Below are 14,866 nucleotides of genomic sequence, written 5' to 3' on the forward strand. Positions count from 1 at the left end.
AAACCGTGAACCTCGCGGATGTGTCGATAGGGCTTGCTTTCGGTAATCGGATGGGAGGTTCGATCAACCAACCGGGAGAACAGGAGAGGGAGTGGAAGCGCCGACCGTTCTGACAGGAGGCCAGGTCGCCAGTGCATTTCCTTAAACGAAGCACGGGCTATGTATAACCTTCTCAGTCTTAGCTTTGGAAAACACTGATTGGTATATCACAAAACCTAAGACACTCGAACAACCATAGATATTCTAGAAAAAGCTCTCATTGCTAACTAATGCGTAACGTTCTAAAAATTAAGTTGAATGACTACTACCGTTTCCCCCGGATTAGATTTTCCTATAAAAAGTTTTCCACCATAATATTCGGCTATAGTTCGGCTTATAGAAAGGCCGAGACCAATTCCAGCCTCTTTAGTACTCTCGAAAGCGACAAATGGATCGTCGGACGACATAGAAAAACCAGGTCCGTTATCCTTCACCTCTAAGCGCACTGTCCCATCAGACTTATGGCTGGCGGCCAAGGAAACCCGGCCTCGGTCAGAAGGCACAGCTTCCAGCGCGTTTTTCAATATGTTCAACAAAATTTGCTGAAGCTGCACAGGCGAAATTGAAACTGCCGGAAGTTCCGGTGGGATGTCGGTCGCAATCTCTTCGGCAGCCATTAAGCCCGAGGCGGACAGCAGATGGATGGCCCCTGCGACGGCCTCACTAACCGATGCACTCTTCGACGGGTCGGGCTCAGTTTTAACCATTTTCCGTACGCGGCGAATTATTTCAGCGGCGTAGTGAATTTGACCCAAAGCTTCCGCTAATCCGGATAGAGCTTCGCCGGCGCTGCTAAATTCAGCACGAACGATCCGCATCGTGCCCGTTATGTAGTTGGATGCCGCTGTGAGTGGCTGATTAAGCTCGTGGGCAAGTGTCGCAGCCATCATGCTCATCGCGCCTTGCTGATCTAGATGTGCGACACGCTTTTCAAGCTCCCTGTTGATGTGCAGGTATGTGATATCTTGATCGGTCCCGTAAATCCGGTCAACTTGCCCGTCCGGCTTTCTGGAAGCGACGGCGATTGCCCTTCGATAGGACACCGCGCCACTAGCTAGCACCACTTCGAATTCCGACGAATGATAGTCACCGCTCGCCAAAAATACTTCTAGATTGCGGCGAAATATCTCACGCTCTTCAGGTTTGAGATACGCAGCAAATTCCTCAAATGTAAGTTTGTCGTCGTTCGGAGCCCTCTCGTACATTTCGCAAAGCTGGTCCGACCATATGACCACTCCTTCTTCTGGGTCGTATTCCCAGTCCCCTATCTTCCCAATTTTCTGCGCCTCGCGAAGCCTTCTGGTCGACTCCGATAATTCCAAAGTTTTCTGCCTTCGGAACGAGCGCTCTCGCAAATCAGTCAGAACCGCCAAAAGGCCGAAGGCGCTCAATAACATAATTAGCAATACGTACGCGGCCGCGCGGCGGTTTGCGGACAATATAGCTGCCCTGTGAGAGATGCCAGCGGTTACAAAGACTGGAGCGCTCTTTAAACGGCGATGCGTAAAATATCGAACCAAGCCGTCTAAAGAACTCGGTCCAAGGTAAGTTCCATTGGGGTTTTCTCGTTGTTTTCGCATAACGAGGCCCGATCGCACATTTTCTCCACTGGAAAACGTATTTCCGTCGCGCCGCGCGATAGTTACTCCGTCGAGATTGATGACCGATACCAGGTCGGTGCTCGAAAATTTCGTTTGGGCTGGAAAATTCAAAAATTGGTCAGGCTTTAAAAATAGGACCACAATACCCTTGAGGCGTCCACCGTCGTAGAAGTCTTTAGAGATAAGAATAAGATTTTGCTTCGCAGGGCCGACGGGTTGGGGATCGCTAATATACAACTGATAGTTGTCGGTCCGGTTTCTTTTTGAATTTGTAATTTTTTGCCAGTCAACTCTGGATGTCGGGAAGCCGGTGCGTGCGACGGTTTGGCCTGCGGCGTCTAATATCGCGGCTCCCGCGACACCCGCTATGTCGATCGAAGGATCGTTGAGGGCGATGGGGTTGCTCGACGAAAATGCATGTTGGGATGGTCTTGTCAGATAATTCGTTCCCAGATGAAGGCATGTAAGCTCGGCAACCTGTAAAATCTTATCGACATGTTGCGCGAGCGAGGTAGCTCTATCTTGCGACAGTTTGATCGCCGCATTTTCCGCGTCCCGGCGTTCCAGCGCGATTTCTGCCCAGACGGCGACCCACCCAACGACGAGTGCTACAATGATGAAGGGCCAAACTAGCCTTGGTGTGGGCCAGGTCGCCGAGCGAGAAAATTTCGTCTCTTCAGTCAAACGCATTCCCTCCGCGACCTGTTGCTCGGCCTGGGTATGCACCGCTAGCCCGGTGGCGAGCCATTAGCGTCATAGAGGAAAGACGGCGTCCGCGCATCGCTGTGCGTTGACCTCTCCAAGAGGTGCGCTACGCTCGCGGCCTGCGGCAAGCAAGATTAGCGCGACGAAAGTGGAAGGAGGATTCTTTTGATGACAAAGAAGAATTCTGACAATGCGGTTAACCTGGAATCCTCCATACCGGACGGACGGATCGTATATGTCATTGATGATAACGCTGAGATTCGTAAGTCTCTCCATTTTGCTTTGAGTTCTTCCGGCATAACTGTGTGGCCATTCGGAAGGCCCAAGGATTTTCTTGATTTATTGGATGGACTTACCCCGGCGCCGATAATTGTCGATGTGCGGATGCCAGAGATCGACGGAGTTAGGCTTTTAGAATTGATTCGTGAACGAGATATCGAATGGCCAGTGATAATGATGACTGCTCATGGCGAGATCTCCATAGCGGTGTCAGCGATGAAACTCGGTGCCCTCGACTTTATCGAAAAGCCTTTCAAAATTGAGCATTTGGAGGACCTTTTGTCCACCGCTCATGCGAAATCCGAAGGCGACTCACTGGCAGTCGCACAGCGTCAAGACGCGGCTGATAAGTTCGCAACTCTAACCGGCCGGGAAAAAGAAGTCACTCTTGGCTTTGCCTCGGGATTGTCAAATAAGCAGATCGGCGAAGATCTTCATATTAGCGTCCGGACTGTTGAAGTCCATCGTGCAGCAGCTTTGAAAAAATTGAAGGTCAAGAGCACGGCTGAAGTGGTTCAGCTGCTCTTGTTGGCCGGTCATACACTTGGAGGTTCTGGCGATTCTCTAGAATAAAGGTCTGAACATCGTGTTATAACCAAAGCCGACAGGAGAGTTGCCAGGATGTCCCGATGATAAGCGCGGGACGGCGACGCCTTTCAGCAGCTTCCTCCTCGTAGGATACCTAATCCTTCATTCTCTTGTCCCTCAATCAGCGTGGGCCCATGCCTGAGCGGCCCTCTCGCGTCCTTTAGCTTTTCGAGCTGTTGGCTGGCTTGGCCTTGCGCCGACTTTGCGCATTGGCGGGACGATCGCCCGCCTTAGCGACAGTCTGCCCGGGCCTGCGGCCCAGCCCGATCTTTTTCGCCATGTCACGGCGGGCCTGCGAGTAGGCCTCGGATACCATGGGGTAATCGGGCCTGAGGCCAAAGCGCTCGCGGTACTGGTCTGGGGTAAGCCCATGGCCGGACAAATGGCGCTTGAGCGTCTTGTAAGGCTTGCCGTCGATCATCGAGATGATGTGATCTTTGGAAGCCAGCGATTTGCGCGCGGTGACCGCGGGCGTGAACTGCTCGTCCACAGAGGACGCCGGCTCAGCCGTTTGCACCGCCGACAGACCCGACACGGCTGCGTGCATCGACTGGAGAAAGCCAGGCACGTCGCCTGCCGAGGCGCGCGTATTGGGATTGGAGAGCCACGCAATCGTGAGTTCAGTAGCGAGTTCGACATTGTTCGTTTCCGGCGCGGTGTCAGGCATCTTGGCTCCTTTGCAAGGAGATGCTGTTTACGCATCAACGACCGCGCGTCAAATTTAGAAAAACCTATCCGATAGACTAGCCGCTCCGACAATTCGGAGCTGCTAGAACCTAATCAACGGTTGAGCTGATCGTTGAGTGCCTTAGCAGGCGCAAGTGTCAGCTTTTTGGCAGCTGCAATTTGAATACTCGTCCTATCGGCAAAATCGTCGATCGGCATGCTATCGACGCACCGACGGTAACGGCTGATCCGCCTAGCCGATCGGCCGTTACCGCCTTACTTCGGACTGTCAGAAAGCGCTGAGCGGACAAAGGGGCGCAAGCTCGCCAGGTGGCTGGCAATTGAAATTGAGAGCTCTGTCAGACCAACGGGGCAGCTGCTAGCGGCGCTTGATGCCGCGCAAGTCGGGAGCCAAGCCGCGGAGCCCGTTTCGCAGGTTCAATTCCTCACCTGAGGTCATTCGCCTCGTGGTGCTGATGTACGTTCGCTTCCCGCTGTCGCTGCGCAACGTAGAAGACCTGCTGTTCGAGCGCGGCATCGACATCTGTCACGAGACGGTGCGGCTGTGGTTGAAACCGTTTGGCCCGTTGTTCGCGAGCGACATCGGCCGGCAGAGAGTGAACCGAATGCGCGGCTTCCGGCATTGGCGCTGGCATCTCGACGAGATGTACGTGAACCGAAGGGCGGCGAAGCCAACCTCAATGGCGAGATGGTCTACCTGTGGCGGTCGACCAGGAATGCGAAAGCTCGAGAGCTACATCACCAGAACCCGCGACAAGGAAGCTGCACTGCGCTTCATGAAGAAGGCGCTTAAGCGCCACCGATCGCCGGAGAAAATCACGACCGACGGCCTGCGCTCGTACCGCGCAGCGATGAATGAGCTGGGCAACGCTGAGAAGCAGGAGGTAGGCCGCTGGGCGAACAACCGCGTCGAGAACAGCACCTGCCGTCCCGACGACGAGAGCGAGCGATGCTCGCTTCAGGCGAATGAAGACGCTCCAGAAGTTCGCGTCAGTTCACGCCAACGTCCACAATCACCTCAACCAGGAGCGCCACCTCGTCGACCGCCAGACTTACAAGCAGCGCCGCTCAGCCGCACTGGCTGAGTGGCAACTGGTCATGGCCTGAATTCACACTGCCGTAGCGAGAGCTCCGTTCATTGGCGACAAGTTCGCGTTAGGCTGACAGAATCCATGCGAGTGTTAAAGCGCGTGATCGTCCCTCGGTCCAGGCCCGGGCAGGCCACCGGTGCCGGAGCCTCCTGGAACAAATTGCCCCGCTCATCGCGCGACGCAGCTCACTCCAGCCCACATGTCCGTAATCCGCGCCTCGGGGCGCCCGTTATCGAACAGCCCGTGATATTCACCGGCGGTGAACTCGGTACCCAAGGTGGTTTTACGAACCTGCAAGGATGGCCCAATTGCGCCGGCCAGCTCTGCGCGAGTGGAACCAATGCCTATGCCATCGGCCGTGCGAACCCCACGTTGGGACCGCCTGTCCAGCCCCCAACCGACGAAGCGGCCGTCTTGAAACAGCAAGCTCAGGCCATCGGGCCATCCGGCAAACGCGGCCGGCCCCGCTCCGCAGTCTGAATTGATGCTATTTGCAGCCATCCCGCGCACCTTTTGCAAGGACGCGAGGACTTCGTCCTTCGGCTTTCCAAATGGCAGTGCGTGGGAGGATCCGTTCGGCTGTAGAAACCACCGCAGGCCGTCGGGCGCTACGGTGAGGCGCGGCGGCGCGGCGCTCGACGAAGCGATGGCGGGAACCGCAGGCGTCGCTTGAGCCGGCGCCGCAGCCGATGCAGGCGCTGCTTGCAAAAGATCCGAGGTCTCGACGTTCGCCGCAGGCTCTGACGACGACCGGTGAGGCTCGGTGCAACCCGCTAAGGCGACCAGCAGTGCCGAAGCGGCGATGGAGCAATGGTCCATGTTTCAACAGCCCTCGAAGGACCTAATCGTTCCTGCGGCAGGTGAGATTTGCGATGGCGGCGCCGTTTAATGGGGTGGCGGCTAGTTGTTGGCTCCTGCCATCTCGGGAAGCGTTGGCTGCAATGACGGCCTAGGTCCTTTCTCCGGCATCAGCCTAAGTGCGGCCAGCGCTAACTGTTCGGGCTGGAATTAAGGACATTCGACGGCGGGCCAAATCGGTGCCAAGTAGCGACATCGGCAACGCTCGGTTTCCATTGGCGCGCAGAACATTTCTCGGCAGCGCACTGGCCCTGGCATCGCCACTGCAAGCTGTTTCTTCGCCTGCCCCGTTGAGGGTGGTCCTGCTTGGGACTAAAGGCGGGCCAACTCCGTCAGCGCTTCGTTCGCCCGCTTCGGTAGCGATTGCTAGCGACGGCATTGTGTATCTCATTGATTGTCCGAATGGCGTTGCCGGCCAACTGGTCAAGGCCGGGTTTCGGTTGAACCGGCTGTCGCAAGTCTTCGTAACGCACGATCATTCGGACCATGTCCTCGATGCAGGGAGCCTGGCGGTCCTGGCCTGGGGATCGGACCTGGATCATCCGATCAGGTTCCATGGACCGCCTCCGCTTAAGCAGATCGTTTCGCGCTCGGTGGCGGCCTCGGATTTCGACACCGCTGCAAGAATGCGTGAAGAAGGGCGTCCGCCGTTGAAGCCGCTTGTGCAGGTTCATGAAACCAGGAATGGCGGTGTGGTATACGAAGACGCTCGCGTCAAAGTGACGAGTGCTTTCGTAGACCATTATACCGTCAGGCCTGCCTTCGCGTACCGGTTCGATACTTCGACCCGGTCGGTCGTGATTTCTGGCGATACCACTTACAGCGACAGATTGGTCAATCCCGCCAAAGGTGCCGACCTCCTCATTCATGAAGCGATGTACCTCCCCGGAGTCGATCAGCTCGCCGCGGGTAACGACAGGCTCAAGGACCACTTGCTGCGCAGTCACTCCCACCGAGCAGGTCGGTCTGATCGCGGCGCGCGCCGGTGTGAGGAAGCTCGTGTTATCGCATCTCGTCCCGGTATTTCCGGGCATAACGGACGAAATGTGGCTGCGCGACGTTCGCGAGAATTTCAGGGGCGAAGCAATCGTCGGCCACGATCTGAAAGAGGTCTGACCGTCCTGTCCATTTATTCGGGGTGGTCCGATCGGTGAACGGCGGTTTGGTTGGTGCGTGTCGCAAAGTGCAAAGACAGCAACCGGCCCATCAGCTGATCCTGTCGCCGAGCTTGGCGCGGGCGCGAGGGGATTGTCGAGGAACTAGCGGCTCGTTATCCAGAAGCAATGAAGCGCACTATGCTATCGCTCGCCGCCCTGTTTCTCGCCAGCACCGCTGCTGCAGCACAGACCCAACCCAGCCCTGCCGATCTCGCTAAGCAGGAGAAAGCGAAGGCCTTGCTAGCGCAGGCGGCAGTGGCGGAGAAGAAGGGTGAGCAGGCTAAGAAGTTCGCCTTGGTCGAAGAGGCCGTCCAAATCTTTCGCAATCCCGAGGCCCTGCACCAGCTCGGTCATATGTACGACGCGGCGACCACCTTTCCTAACGCACACTCTAGGGCGTTGCATTGGTATGCAGAGGCCGGCGAGCAGGGTCACGGCGAATCGCTTGCTCATCTGACTAAGGCCCTTGAGGCATCAAACCAGCTATCTGACGATGATTTCGCGACCGTGGCGAGCGCGCTGGCGAAGGGAAGCCGCAAGGGTTACGCACCCGCCGCCATCGACATGGCTGACAAGATCCAGAAGCAACAGGTGGCGGCGAGGAAGTGCGCGGCTGACTATGCAAAGCGGCTGGGTTATGTCGCTGACGAAACCAGCGACCGTTTCATGGGCACACAGAATTATTGGTACGCCGTCCGCAGCGGATCAGGGGCGAACAGCCACGGTGACAAGCTCTCAATCTTCGGCACGAAGGACGACAATGGCGCCTTTGGTATGTACCGCGTCTCACGCCTCAGCATCAACGTCAGCGGTTTCACGGGCATCAAGCTGAGCTCGATTGCCGCAGGCGAGGGGCGCAGTTTCCAGACAAAGGATTATACAGGCTATACCGAGCGCGGCTCGGCGCAGGGAGACCGCGACGCGGCTACGATACTCAAGGCGTGCAAGATTACCTAAACTCAGACAGAGCGTTCTAAGAGTCCATTTGGCCTCTACTGCGTGGGGCGCCGCCAGTCGCCATCCGGCGCTGCGGCGCGCAAGTCAGAAGGTCGGTTTCGACAGGCAGCCTTTCTCAACTGCACTCTCCGAAGCGGACCGGCCGTTACTGGCCCAATTCCCGTCGTTCGGTTGGACCATTGTTCGTGGCTGCTTTCAGGCGTCCGCGACTTAGGCGGCAGAGCCCCTCGCCTCGGGCCGATATCACTGATCATTATTGCAGGAACTACGTAAGCCCTTTTAGAACAAGCGTTTACCTTGTTCGCTTTAGGGTTCTCTCCTGAGCTTTGCGTCAAGGCTAGATGACAAGTGGAGAACGAGCCAATGGGTGTGGAGTCACAAAAAAAAGCAAAGCTGGCGTCGTAGATGAACGACGTTCGCATTCAGGACCGACGAGCGACAGTTTACAAGCCCGCTCTTATTGAGACTTCGCATTTTTCAGGCTTTTGTCTCGTTCGAGATTTGTCAAGCCGTGGCATGAGGGGCCGGGTTTACGCTAGTTTTGCTCCAAACCAATCAATCATGGTACAGTTCAGCACGGAAGTGACTGTAAGTGGCTTGGTCGTTTGGTCCGAGGATGGGCATATTGGAATCGAATTCGCAAATCCAATCGACGTCGCCAGTGTCTTATCAAATGTGCACAAGAGCCTAAGGAAAAGAAAAATTGCGAGGGCTCCACGGCTTAAAATCGAGTGTGGCGGCACCATTAAAATCGGTGACAGAAACCTCTCGATCAGACTGCAGGACATCTCTCAGCGGGGCGCTAAGGTACTTTCTTCCTTCGTCAGGCCTGGCGATGAAGTTGAAGTAGATTTAGGCGGAATAGAACGCAGGGCTACCGTATGCTGGACGCGAGGAGAGTATGCGGGATTGAACTTCGTGCGTTCGCTGTCATTTGAAGAGCTCGCTCAATGGGTCATTGACCAGAAATTTGGGTGCCACAACCTTGGCGCAAACCCAACTACTGCGTCTACAACACACCACGAAGCTCTATTAGAAAATTAAAAAGCGACTTATAGCGCATAATTATTGCAAATTACGTTTTATTTAGCGATTACTTATTCTTTGACTCTCATGGCCATCGCGCAGGGGCGACGAGGTTGCGTGGGCATGGGCGTGCATCACTTATCAAAGCATGGCAAGCGGGTTGCGACTGCGCCGGGGCTGGAGGGGAAAGGCTTCTTTTGGCCCGGCGTGTGCTTCAAGGTTCATCGCAACCAGCGAGCGCCGCCAAGACCGTCAGAACCGCGAGTGAAACCAACAGGGCCATTGAGCGCAGCAAGAGCAGTTCCGGGTCCGGCGCGAGCCATTGTGAAAGCGGGCTGACGACCGAGACCAGAGCCCAGGGGATCGCTAGTTTCCACGCGCGCCCACGCGACAACCGGCGAAGACGCTCAGGGTCTTGATTGCCGCGGTTTGCCATAGCGGCTTAATTTGCGCCCGCAACGAGGGGCTGCAGATCAATTGCGACCTGATCAAAGCAGCTGCTGGATGCCAGAAGAAAATCATACATCGCCTTCACCCCCCGAGCGGTCATTCGCAGGACGCTGCCTCGATCGTCCGACGACGATTTGCCTCGTTCGATCATGCCGGCGTCAACGAGCATTGCAATCCAGCGAAGCGCAGTCGCATCGGATGCGCCCGAATAGACGATTAGCTCTTTAGTGCTGCGCCAAATAGGCCTGACAGCATCCGCTGCGTAAAGCTCCAACATCATATGCCAACCCGGCACGCGGAAGTATTCATGACTGAAGTCTGCGGTGTGGGAAGAGCGCATCCGAGCGAGCGCCATGGCGAGATGCTGAGTGAGCGCAACCTGCGCATCCGGAACGAGGGCGCGAGCTTCGGGTCGGCCCAGTCGGCGCAGATGGTTGTCGCAATTTTCAGCTAATTTCAGCAATTCGTTCGCCTTCGTCGTACAGCGATCGCGCATAGTCACGACAACTTCCGGCGGCATGGGGTTGACGCTCGGCGCCGTCCAAATAGGCTTGTCGGCCTCAATCGTCATACAATCCTAGCCTGTTTCATGCTGTAGATGTTGTCGCCGCCCACGATCAAGTGGTCGAGCAGTTCAATTTCTAGCGCCTCGCCGACATGCGCGAGACGCCGGGTCGATTCGATATCCGCCGGACTTGGCAATGCGCGTCCGGAAGGATGATTATGTGCAAGCACGACCGCCGCAGCGTTTATGTTCAGCGCTCGGGTGAACAGCTGGCGGCCACGGATCACGATCTCGGATTCACAACCGGCGACGTAATAGTCGCCCAAGTAGTGGCGCCGACCATCAAAGAAGGCGACGTAAACGTACTCTTTCGTCAGCTTCGAAAGCGTGCGTCGAAGGAAGCATCGGAAGCGGTCATCATCACAGTCGAAAACGTTGACCGGCCGGCTTGCGCGGATTCCCTGGCGCGTGAGTGCGCCGATCAGTGTTCCCAATCGGTTGCCTGGATTCCGTGTCTGCGGCGATTCTCGAATGCTGTCATGGCACACAAAAGCACCAGCAGTTGAGCATACGTCGGCATCCGGGAAAGAATCACATACGAAAGCGCGTGAACCTTGTTCACATCGAACGGCCGCAAGATGTGCGCGCAGACCGCCAGGAGTTGGAGCGCCGCGAACCAGAGCGGCCAAGTCCTGTTGCTCCTGAGCGAAAGCCCGACGGCCGTAACCAACAGAGCGCCATCGATCGCCATGGACATGGGGTCGAAGGTGGCGAAATGCGTTTGATAGCCTAGCAGCCATCGTGCGATTAGATTGGTCCACAGCGCCACCAGCAGCGCACTCGAAAGGATTTTCTCGGGCGCCCCGCAGCGCTTCATCGCCCAAAGGAAAAGAGTCAGCGCCGCCGCGTTCTGGAAGAGAACTCGGATCATTCATCCGCGTTTCCAGCAAGCGGCGGCGGCGTCAACTATCAGGCGGCGATCTTGTAGCCATCGATGGCAGAAGGCGGGCAGGTCCCGTCATCTCCAATCCCGTGAATCTCACCGGCCTTGCGCAGTTCGGAGTGGGCCCGAAGGATTCCGCACTGGGCCTCGATGAGACTGTTTTGCGTTTTCGCTAAACGCATCAGGACGGCTTGGCCGGCATCGGCCGATGCACCGACGTCACGACGTGCGGCGAGTACGGTAGCCATCAGATTGATCGTTTGCAGCAAGGCATCGTCGATCCCTGCTTCCGCGGCAGGTACTTCACGGCGGATTCGAGCCTCGGCGGCAGGGAGAGTCATGGGCATGCGTGTCCTCCATTCCGGGGGCGACCCTCCGGATTGATGTGCTTCGACCATGAGTGCAGGTATCTAGGCCCGGAAGAGCCCATTAAGCGTTTCCATAACGCTCAGCCCCACCAAAAGAACGAGTAGTAATCCCAACGCCGCGGCGACAATATATGCGATGCGGAGATATGATCCGTTCCGGCCTTCCAACACTCTGGGAACGAGTGCCCTTTGTTCTGCCCATGGCGGCGTCGGAGCAAAGCCCGCATCCGCCAACGAGAAGACCGCCGGGTCGGCGTTCCGGAGACGGTTATCGATCGGGTTTGGATGCTTGGTTAGCTGTGAATCTTCGTATGTGGTTTTTCCACATAGCTCGACCAGATAGCGATAAACGACCGCCGTTTCCGATCGGGCGCTCGTCCCCAACACCTTTTTGGCGGCATTGAGGCGCTGATCGACGGTGTTGGGAGAGACGCCAAGTTCGCGCGCGATCTCCTTGGTCGTCTTGTGATCGAGCAGACGGTCAAGCACCTCGCGGTGCTTGCACGTCAGCCTTGCAAGCTCGGTTCCATCGGCCATTGAATTCACCGGTTTCAGCCTTTCATGCGGCCCGTGCGTGCTCACGCCTTAAACGCCTTCGTTAAACGAAGGTTCGCGGCAAGTTCAAGGTGTCTTGCCGGCCCTTGTTAGCGCCCTTTCCGCTGAGCGTTTGGCCTAAAAATGAATCGAGGGCGGCAAAGGCCGAGGGCCCGTCGCTCAGAGATCAAAGTGGGCGCATCGCACAAAAAATGCTGACGCTAAACGTGAGCGCCAGCCCCTTAATGCGACGAGGGGCTCTGTCAGACCCGCGAAAGTCGTTCTCCGGAAACGACGTCCGATGTTATCGCCGCGCGCGCCCCGCGAAGCCCGGGCTCCCGGCTCAACCTGTTCGCTGCTGACTGATGAGCATCCGAAGCGTTTTCAGAACACGCCTCGTTCGGCCTGGGAATTATGATACCCTTTCCAACCGGCGCAGAGCGAACCAAACAGTTGCGCCACCGTCAGGATTGTTCAGGGCCCCGATCCGTCCGCCGGACGCCTCTACGATCGTTCGGCATATCGCTAGACCGATCCCCATCCCGCCCTCCTTGGTGGACGTGGTCGCCTCGAAAATGCGGGCCAGCGTGGCGGTGTCGAACCCGGTTCCCGTGTCCGAAATGCGTACGACGACCTCGACGCCCCGATCCTCGGTCGCAATGTGAATTTGCTTAGTTTCACGGCCGACCAGGGCTTCGCATGCATTGCGGACAATGTTGGTAATGACTTGGTGCAATTGGATCTCATCGCCGCGGACCTCACCGGTATGCCCGCAGGTTGAGTCGATTAGCACGCCGGCGCAAGCCGCGACCTTGCTCTTCATGACCTTCGCAATCACCTCGCGCAACTCGACCGGGTGTTGATTATTCGGCGAGCCTGCGGCGACCGCGCGCATCCGCCGTATGATTTGACTTGCGCGGAGAGCTTCTTCCTTAATCGCTTCCAGCGCTTCGGTTACAACCACATCGGATGTATGCAGAAGGCGTCGACGCAAACCATCCGCGAACATGGCGAGCGATGTCAGAGGCTGGTTGAGTTCGTGCGCCAACGTCGCGGCCATCGTTCCCATCGCCGCCAGCTGGGAAGATCGCAGCAATTCGTCCCGCAGCTTGTCGGCCTGATCTTGGGCTAAACGTTGCTCGGTAACATCATACCCAATGCATAGAATGTTGGTGACCAGGTCGTCAGGGCCGCGGACCGGCTGATAAATATACGTAAGGTATTTAATCGACGGTCCGTCCGCTGAACCATCGTGAAGAAACATGGGCTCTTCGATAGCGACATACGGCTGCCCCGTTTCAAAGACGGTTTTCAGTACATCGTGGATCCCTTGCGCAACGATTTCGGGCAATGCCTCCTCGACGGTCTTCCCCACGAGTTCGCGGTTACCGACCAGCTCGCGATACGCGCTATTGGCGTATTCGAAGCGGATAACGGGCCCGCTCCCTATCGCGACGAAAACCGGCGCCTTATCAAACATCTCTTTGAAGCGCAGGTTTTCGGCGTCAAGTTCGCTCGCCAATCGGTGAAGATCGGCAGCCTGGGCAACTACGGTACGGTACGCGCTCATTTCTGCGGTTACGTCCCGCAGCGACCCAACCAAGTGCTTGCGCCCGCCAATCTCCGCCATGCTCCCAGAAGCCTGGAGATATTTTTTCTCCCCGTCCGGTTCCTCTTGGCAGCATTCAAAGCTGAACGATTGTCCGGTCTCGATCGCTTCCCGAACTTTCGCCTCGAACGCAGGCTGTTTGGAGCCCAAAATTTCGCTCACCTCGGTGAGTTCGGCAGGGTCGGAACCCGGCGGCAGTCCGAGGAGCTGAAACATCTCGTCCGACCAAACGCCCCGACCCGAGTCGATGTCATAACCCCAGAGTCCCACCTTATGAATTTGCCGTACCAGTTCGCTAACGGAGCTCAAATCGGGCGATGTCTCGCGGTCCAGCATCCCCTTATCTCCAAGTCTGCGATCGATATCCGTCATCGTGAGGTTCCGAGCCGTGCCTTTTGCCGATACCTGTAGGCCACACGCGCAAATTACCGATAGCAATTATCCCGCGCCCCCCGCGGGATAATTTCCCCTGCCCCGTGCGACCAATTCTGTCGCATCGACTAGGTGTTTTGCCGAGTTCCTAGACGAAGAAGATACCGTTAAGGTAGGGGTAAAGCGCACTCAGCCAACCTCATTGGCCTGAGAAGCGCGCATGGTCGCATTCGATCCTGGGAGCAGACGAGATGTTGGCTGATCTGCAGCGCGCCGCTCAGTGGAGCGAGGACGTCCAAAAGGCCAGCAGGGCCCTTGGCTTTGTATACATCATCGACGACGATTCAATGGTTCGGCAATCACTGTTTTATGCCTTGGAATCAAGCGGTTATGCGCCATGGTCGTTTCGGTCCGGACAGGATTTTCTGGCGGTCGCCCCTCAACTGCCGCGGGGCTGCGTCCTTCTCGACTTGCGGATGCCCGACCTCGATGGCCTCGACGTATTGCGGCAAATGGGCGAGAACTTGAGGCGTCTTCCGGTCATCGTCATAACCGGCCACGGGGATATTCCCGACGCCGTCGCGGCGATGAAGTTGGGCGCGACGGACTTCCTGGAAAAGCCTTTCGCGGATCGCGAATTGACGGACGTGATTAACGCAGCACTCGAGCGCTTGGAGGCCTCGGTGGCGGATGAAGAGGAGCGCGTGGCACATCAAGCGAGGTTCGCGCGTTTGACCCCGCGGGAAAAAGACGTCTTGCAAGGTGTCGTTGACGGCTTATCGAACAAACTCATTGGGTTACGCTTGTCGATTAGTACCCGCACTGTCGAAGTGCATCGGTGCAATATGATGGCTAGACTCGCAGTAAGTTCGACGGCCGAAGCGGTAAGGCTGGGCTTGTCAATGGGTATGAAGGTATCGCCGCAACCGCTAAACGAAAGCTTGGCTTGAACTAGAGTCGGAGCCAGCCTCGTCGCCCAGTTATTTGCAAGAATGCCTGCACCGCAACAGCGTGTGTAAGCGTCCTGTTTCGGCAATTATCAATGAAGCAAGAGTGGTGATCGAATTCTGGCCAGTGTAGGCGAATGGCCGCCTCGG

At 56.8% G+C, this 14,866-nt stretch carries 15 protein-coding genes; 6 read left to right on the forward strand and 9 right to left on the reverse strand.

The annotated features are described in order from the left end of the window. Positions 1-281 precede the first annotated feature (281 nt). Positions 282-2,366 (reverse strand): ATP-binding protein, encoded by a 2,085-nt coding sequence (locus tag ACOYW6_RS07675; protein ID WP_423140741.1) that lies wholly within the window; start codon positions 2,364-2,366, stop codon positions 282-284. 147 nt (positions 2,367-2,513) lie between these two features. On the opposite strand from ACOYW6_RS07675, the gene ACOYW6_RS07680 reads away from it, so the two are divergent. After that, the gene (locus ACOYW6_RS07680; RefSeq protein WP_423140742.1) at positions 2,514-3,197 is read left to right on the forward strand and encodes a response regulator transcription factor; all 684 of its coding nucleotides are present in this window, start codon (positions 2,514-2,516) and stop codon (positions 3,195-3,197) included. Positions 3,198-3,372: 175 nt separating this feature from the next. Here ACOYW6_RS07680 and ACOYW6_RS07685 read toward each other — a convergent pair whose 3' ends face one another. Next, the gene (locus ACOYW6_RS07685) at positions 3,373-3,879 is read right to left on the reverse strand and encodes a MucR family transcriptional regulator (RefSeq protein WP_423140743.1); all 507 of its coding nucleotides are present in this window, start codon (positions 3,877-3,879) and stop codon (positions 3,373-3,375) included. A gap of 391 nt (positions 3,880-4,270) precedes the next feature. On the opposite strand from ACOYW6_RS07685, the gene ACOYW6_RS07690 reads away from it, so the two are divergent. Beyond that, positions 4,271-4,984, forward strand: coding sequence for an IS6 family transposase (locus tag ACOYW6_RS07690; RefSeq protein ID WP_423140744.1), 714 nt, complete (start codon positions 4,271-4,273; stop codon positions 4,982-4,984). Positions 4,985-5,158: 174 nt separating this feature from the next. Here ACOYW6_RS07690 and ACOYW6_RS07695 read toward each other — a convergent pair whose 3' ends face one another. Beyond that, the gene (locus ACOYW6_RS07695) at positions 5,159-5,809 is read right to left on the reverse strand and encodes a hypothetical protein (RefSeq protein WP_423140745.1); all 651 of its coding nucleotides are present in this window, start codon (positions 5,807-5,809) and stop codon (positions 5,159-5,161) included. A gap of 419 nt (positions 5,810-6,228) precedes the next feature. Here ACOYW6_RS07695 and ACOYW6_RS07700 point away from each other — a divergent pair, with 419 nt between their 5' ends. The 3 genes from ACOYW6_RS07700 (at position 6,229) to ACOYW6_RS07710 (ending at position 9,006) form a co-directional block, all read left to right on the forward strand. After that, the gene (locus tag ACOYW6_RS07700; RefSeq protein ID WP_423140746.1) at positions 6,229-7,002 is read left to right on the forward strand and encodes an MBL fold metallo-hydrolase; all 774 of its coding nucleotides are present in this window, start codon (positions 6,229-6,231) and stop codon (positions 7,000-7,002) included. A 129-nt stretch (positions 7,003-7,131) separates the two neighbouring features. After that, a complete protein-coding gene (locus tag ACOYW6_RS07705; RefSeq protein WP_423140747.1) occupies positions 7,132-7,962 on the forward strand; it encodes a hypothetical protein in 831 nt (276 codons plus the stop codon). Positions 7,963-8,367: 405 nt separating this feature from the next. Continuing rightward, complete coding sequence (locus ACOYW6_RS07710; protein WP_423140748.1) at positions 8,368-9,006, forward strand: PilZ domain-containing protein; 639 nt, start codon at positions 8,368-8,370, stop codon at positions 9,004-9,006. 424 nt (positions 9,007-9,430) lie between these two features. Here the strand turns inward: ACOYW6_RS07710 and ACOYW6_RS07715 are convergent, their stop codons facing one another. The 6 genes from ACOYW6_RS07715 to ACOYW6_RS07740 all read right to left on the reverse strand — a co-directional run bounded on the left by ACOYW6_RS07715 (position 9,431) and on the right by ACOYW6_RS07740 (position 13,769). Next, positions 9,431-10,009, reverse strand: coding sequence for a hypothetical protein (locus tag ACOYW6_RS07715; RefSeq protein ID WP_423140749.1), 579 nt, complete (start codon positions 10,007-10,009; stop codon positions 9,431-9,433). Further along, positions 10,006-10,437 carry a JAB domain-containing protein gene (locus ACOYW6_RS07720; RefSeq protein WP_423140750.1) on the reverse strand — a complete coding sequence of 144 codons (432 nt, stop codon included), beginning with the start codon at positions 10,435-10,437 and terminating at the stop codon, positions 10,006-10,008. The genes ACOYW6_RS07715 and ACOYW6_RS07720 overlap by 4 nt, the downstream gene beginning before the upstream one ends. Then, positions 10,425-10,874 carry a hypothetical protein gene (locus ACOYW6_RS07725; RefSeq protein ID WP_423140751.1) on the reverse strand — a complete coding sequence of 150 codons (450 nt, stop codon included), beginning with the start codon at positions 10,872-10,874 and terminating at the stop codon, positions 10,425-10,427. Before ACOYW6_RS07725 ends, ACOYW6_RS07720 begins: the two co-directional genes overlap by 13 nt. Positions 10,875-10,912: 38 nt before the next feature. Beyond that, a complete protein-coding gene (locus ACOYW6_RS07730; protein ID WP_423140752.1) occupies positions 10,913-11,233 on the reverse strand; it encodes a hypothetical protein in 321 nt (106 codons plus the stop codon). 63 nt (positions 11,234-11,296) lie between these two features. After that, positions 11,297-11,836: a sigma factor-like helix-turn-helix DNA-binding protein gene (locus tag ACOYW6_RS07735; RefSeq protein ID WP_423140753.1), complete on the reverse strand. Its 540-nt coding sequence runs from the start codon at positions 11,834-11,836 to the stop codon at positions 11,297-11,299. A 364-nt stretch (positions 11,837-12,200) separates the two neighbouring features. After that, entirely contained in the window at positions 12,201-13,769 is a 1,569-nt protein-coding gene (locus tag ACOYW6_RS07740; protein WP_423140754.1) for an ATP-binding protein, read from the reverse strand. Between the two features lie 251 nt (positions 13,770-14,020). On the opposite strand from ACOYW6_RS07740, the gene ACOYW6_RS07745 reads away from it, so the two are divergent. After that, positions 14,021-14,719, forward strand: coding sequence for a response regulator transcription factor (locus ACOYW6_RS07745; protein WP_423140755.1), 699 nt, complete (start codon positions 14,021-14,023; stop codon positions 14,717-14,719). Positions 14,720-14,866: the final 147 nt, after the last annotated feature.

The sequence above is a fragment of the Parablastomonas sp. CN1-191 genome, from assembly GCF_049354825.1.
In the GTDB taxonomy this organism is placed as follows: Bacteria; Pseudomonadota; Alphaproteobacteria; order Sphingomonadales; family Sphingomonadaceae; genus Novosphingobium.

Excerpts from the sequence above, each read along its gene's own strand:
- ACOYW6_RS07680 (WP_423140742.1), top strand. The coding sequence starts at position 2,514 with ATGACAAAGAAGAATTCTGACAATGCGGTTAACCTGGAATCCTCCATA.
- ACOYW6_RS07685 (WP_423140743.1), bottom strand. The coding sequence starts at position 3,879 with ATGCCTGACACCGCGCCGGAAACGAACAATGTCGAACTCGCTACTGAA.
- ACOYW6_RS07690 (WP_423140744.1), top strand. The coding sequence starts at position 4,271 with ATGCCGCGCAAGTCGGGAGCCAAGCCGCGGAGCCCGTTTCGCAGGTTC.
- ACOYW6_RS07695 (WP_423140745.1), bottom strand. The coding sequence starts at position 5,809 with ATGGACCATTGCTCCATCGCCGCTTCGGCACTGCTGGTCGCCTTAGCG.
- ACOYW6_RS07705 (WP_423140747.1), top strand. The coding sequence starts at position 7,132 with ATGAAGCGCACTATGCTATCGCTCGCCGCCCTGTTTCTCGCCAGCACC.
- ACOYW6_RS07710 (WP_423140748.1), top strand. The coding sequence starts at position 8,368 with ATGAACGACGTTCGCATTCAGGACCGACGAGCGACAGTTTACAAGCCC.
- ACOYW6_RS07715 (WP_423140749.1), bottom strand. The coding sequence starts at position 10,009 with ATGACGATTGAGGCCGACAAGCCTATTTGGACGGCGCCGAGCGTCAAC.
- ACOYW6_RS07725 (WP_423140751.1), bottom strand. The coding sequence starts at position 10,874 with ATGATCCGAGTTCTCTTCCAGAACGCGGCGGCGCTGACTCTTTTCCTT.
- ACOYW6_RS07730 (WP_423140752.1), bottom strand. The coding sequence starts at position 11,233 with ATGCCCATGACTCTCCCTGCCGCCGAGGCTCGAATCCGCCGTGAAGTA.
- ACOYW6_RS07740 (WP_423140754.1), bottom strand. The coding sequence starts at position 13,769 with ATGACGGATATCGATCGCAGACTTGGAGATAAGGGGATGCTGGACCGC.
- ACOYW6_RS07745 (WP_423140755.1), top strand. The coding sequence starts at position 14,021 with ATGTTGGCTGATCTGCAGCGCGCCGCTCAGTGGAGCGAGGACGTCCAA.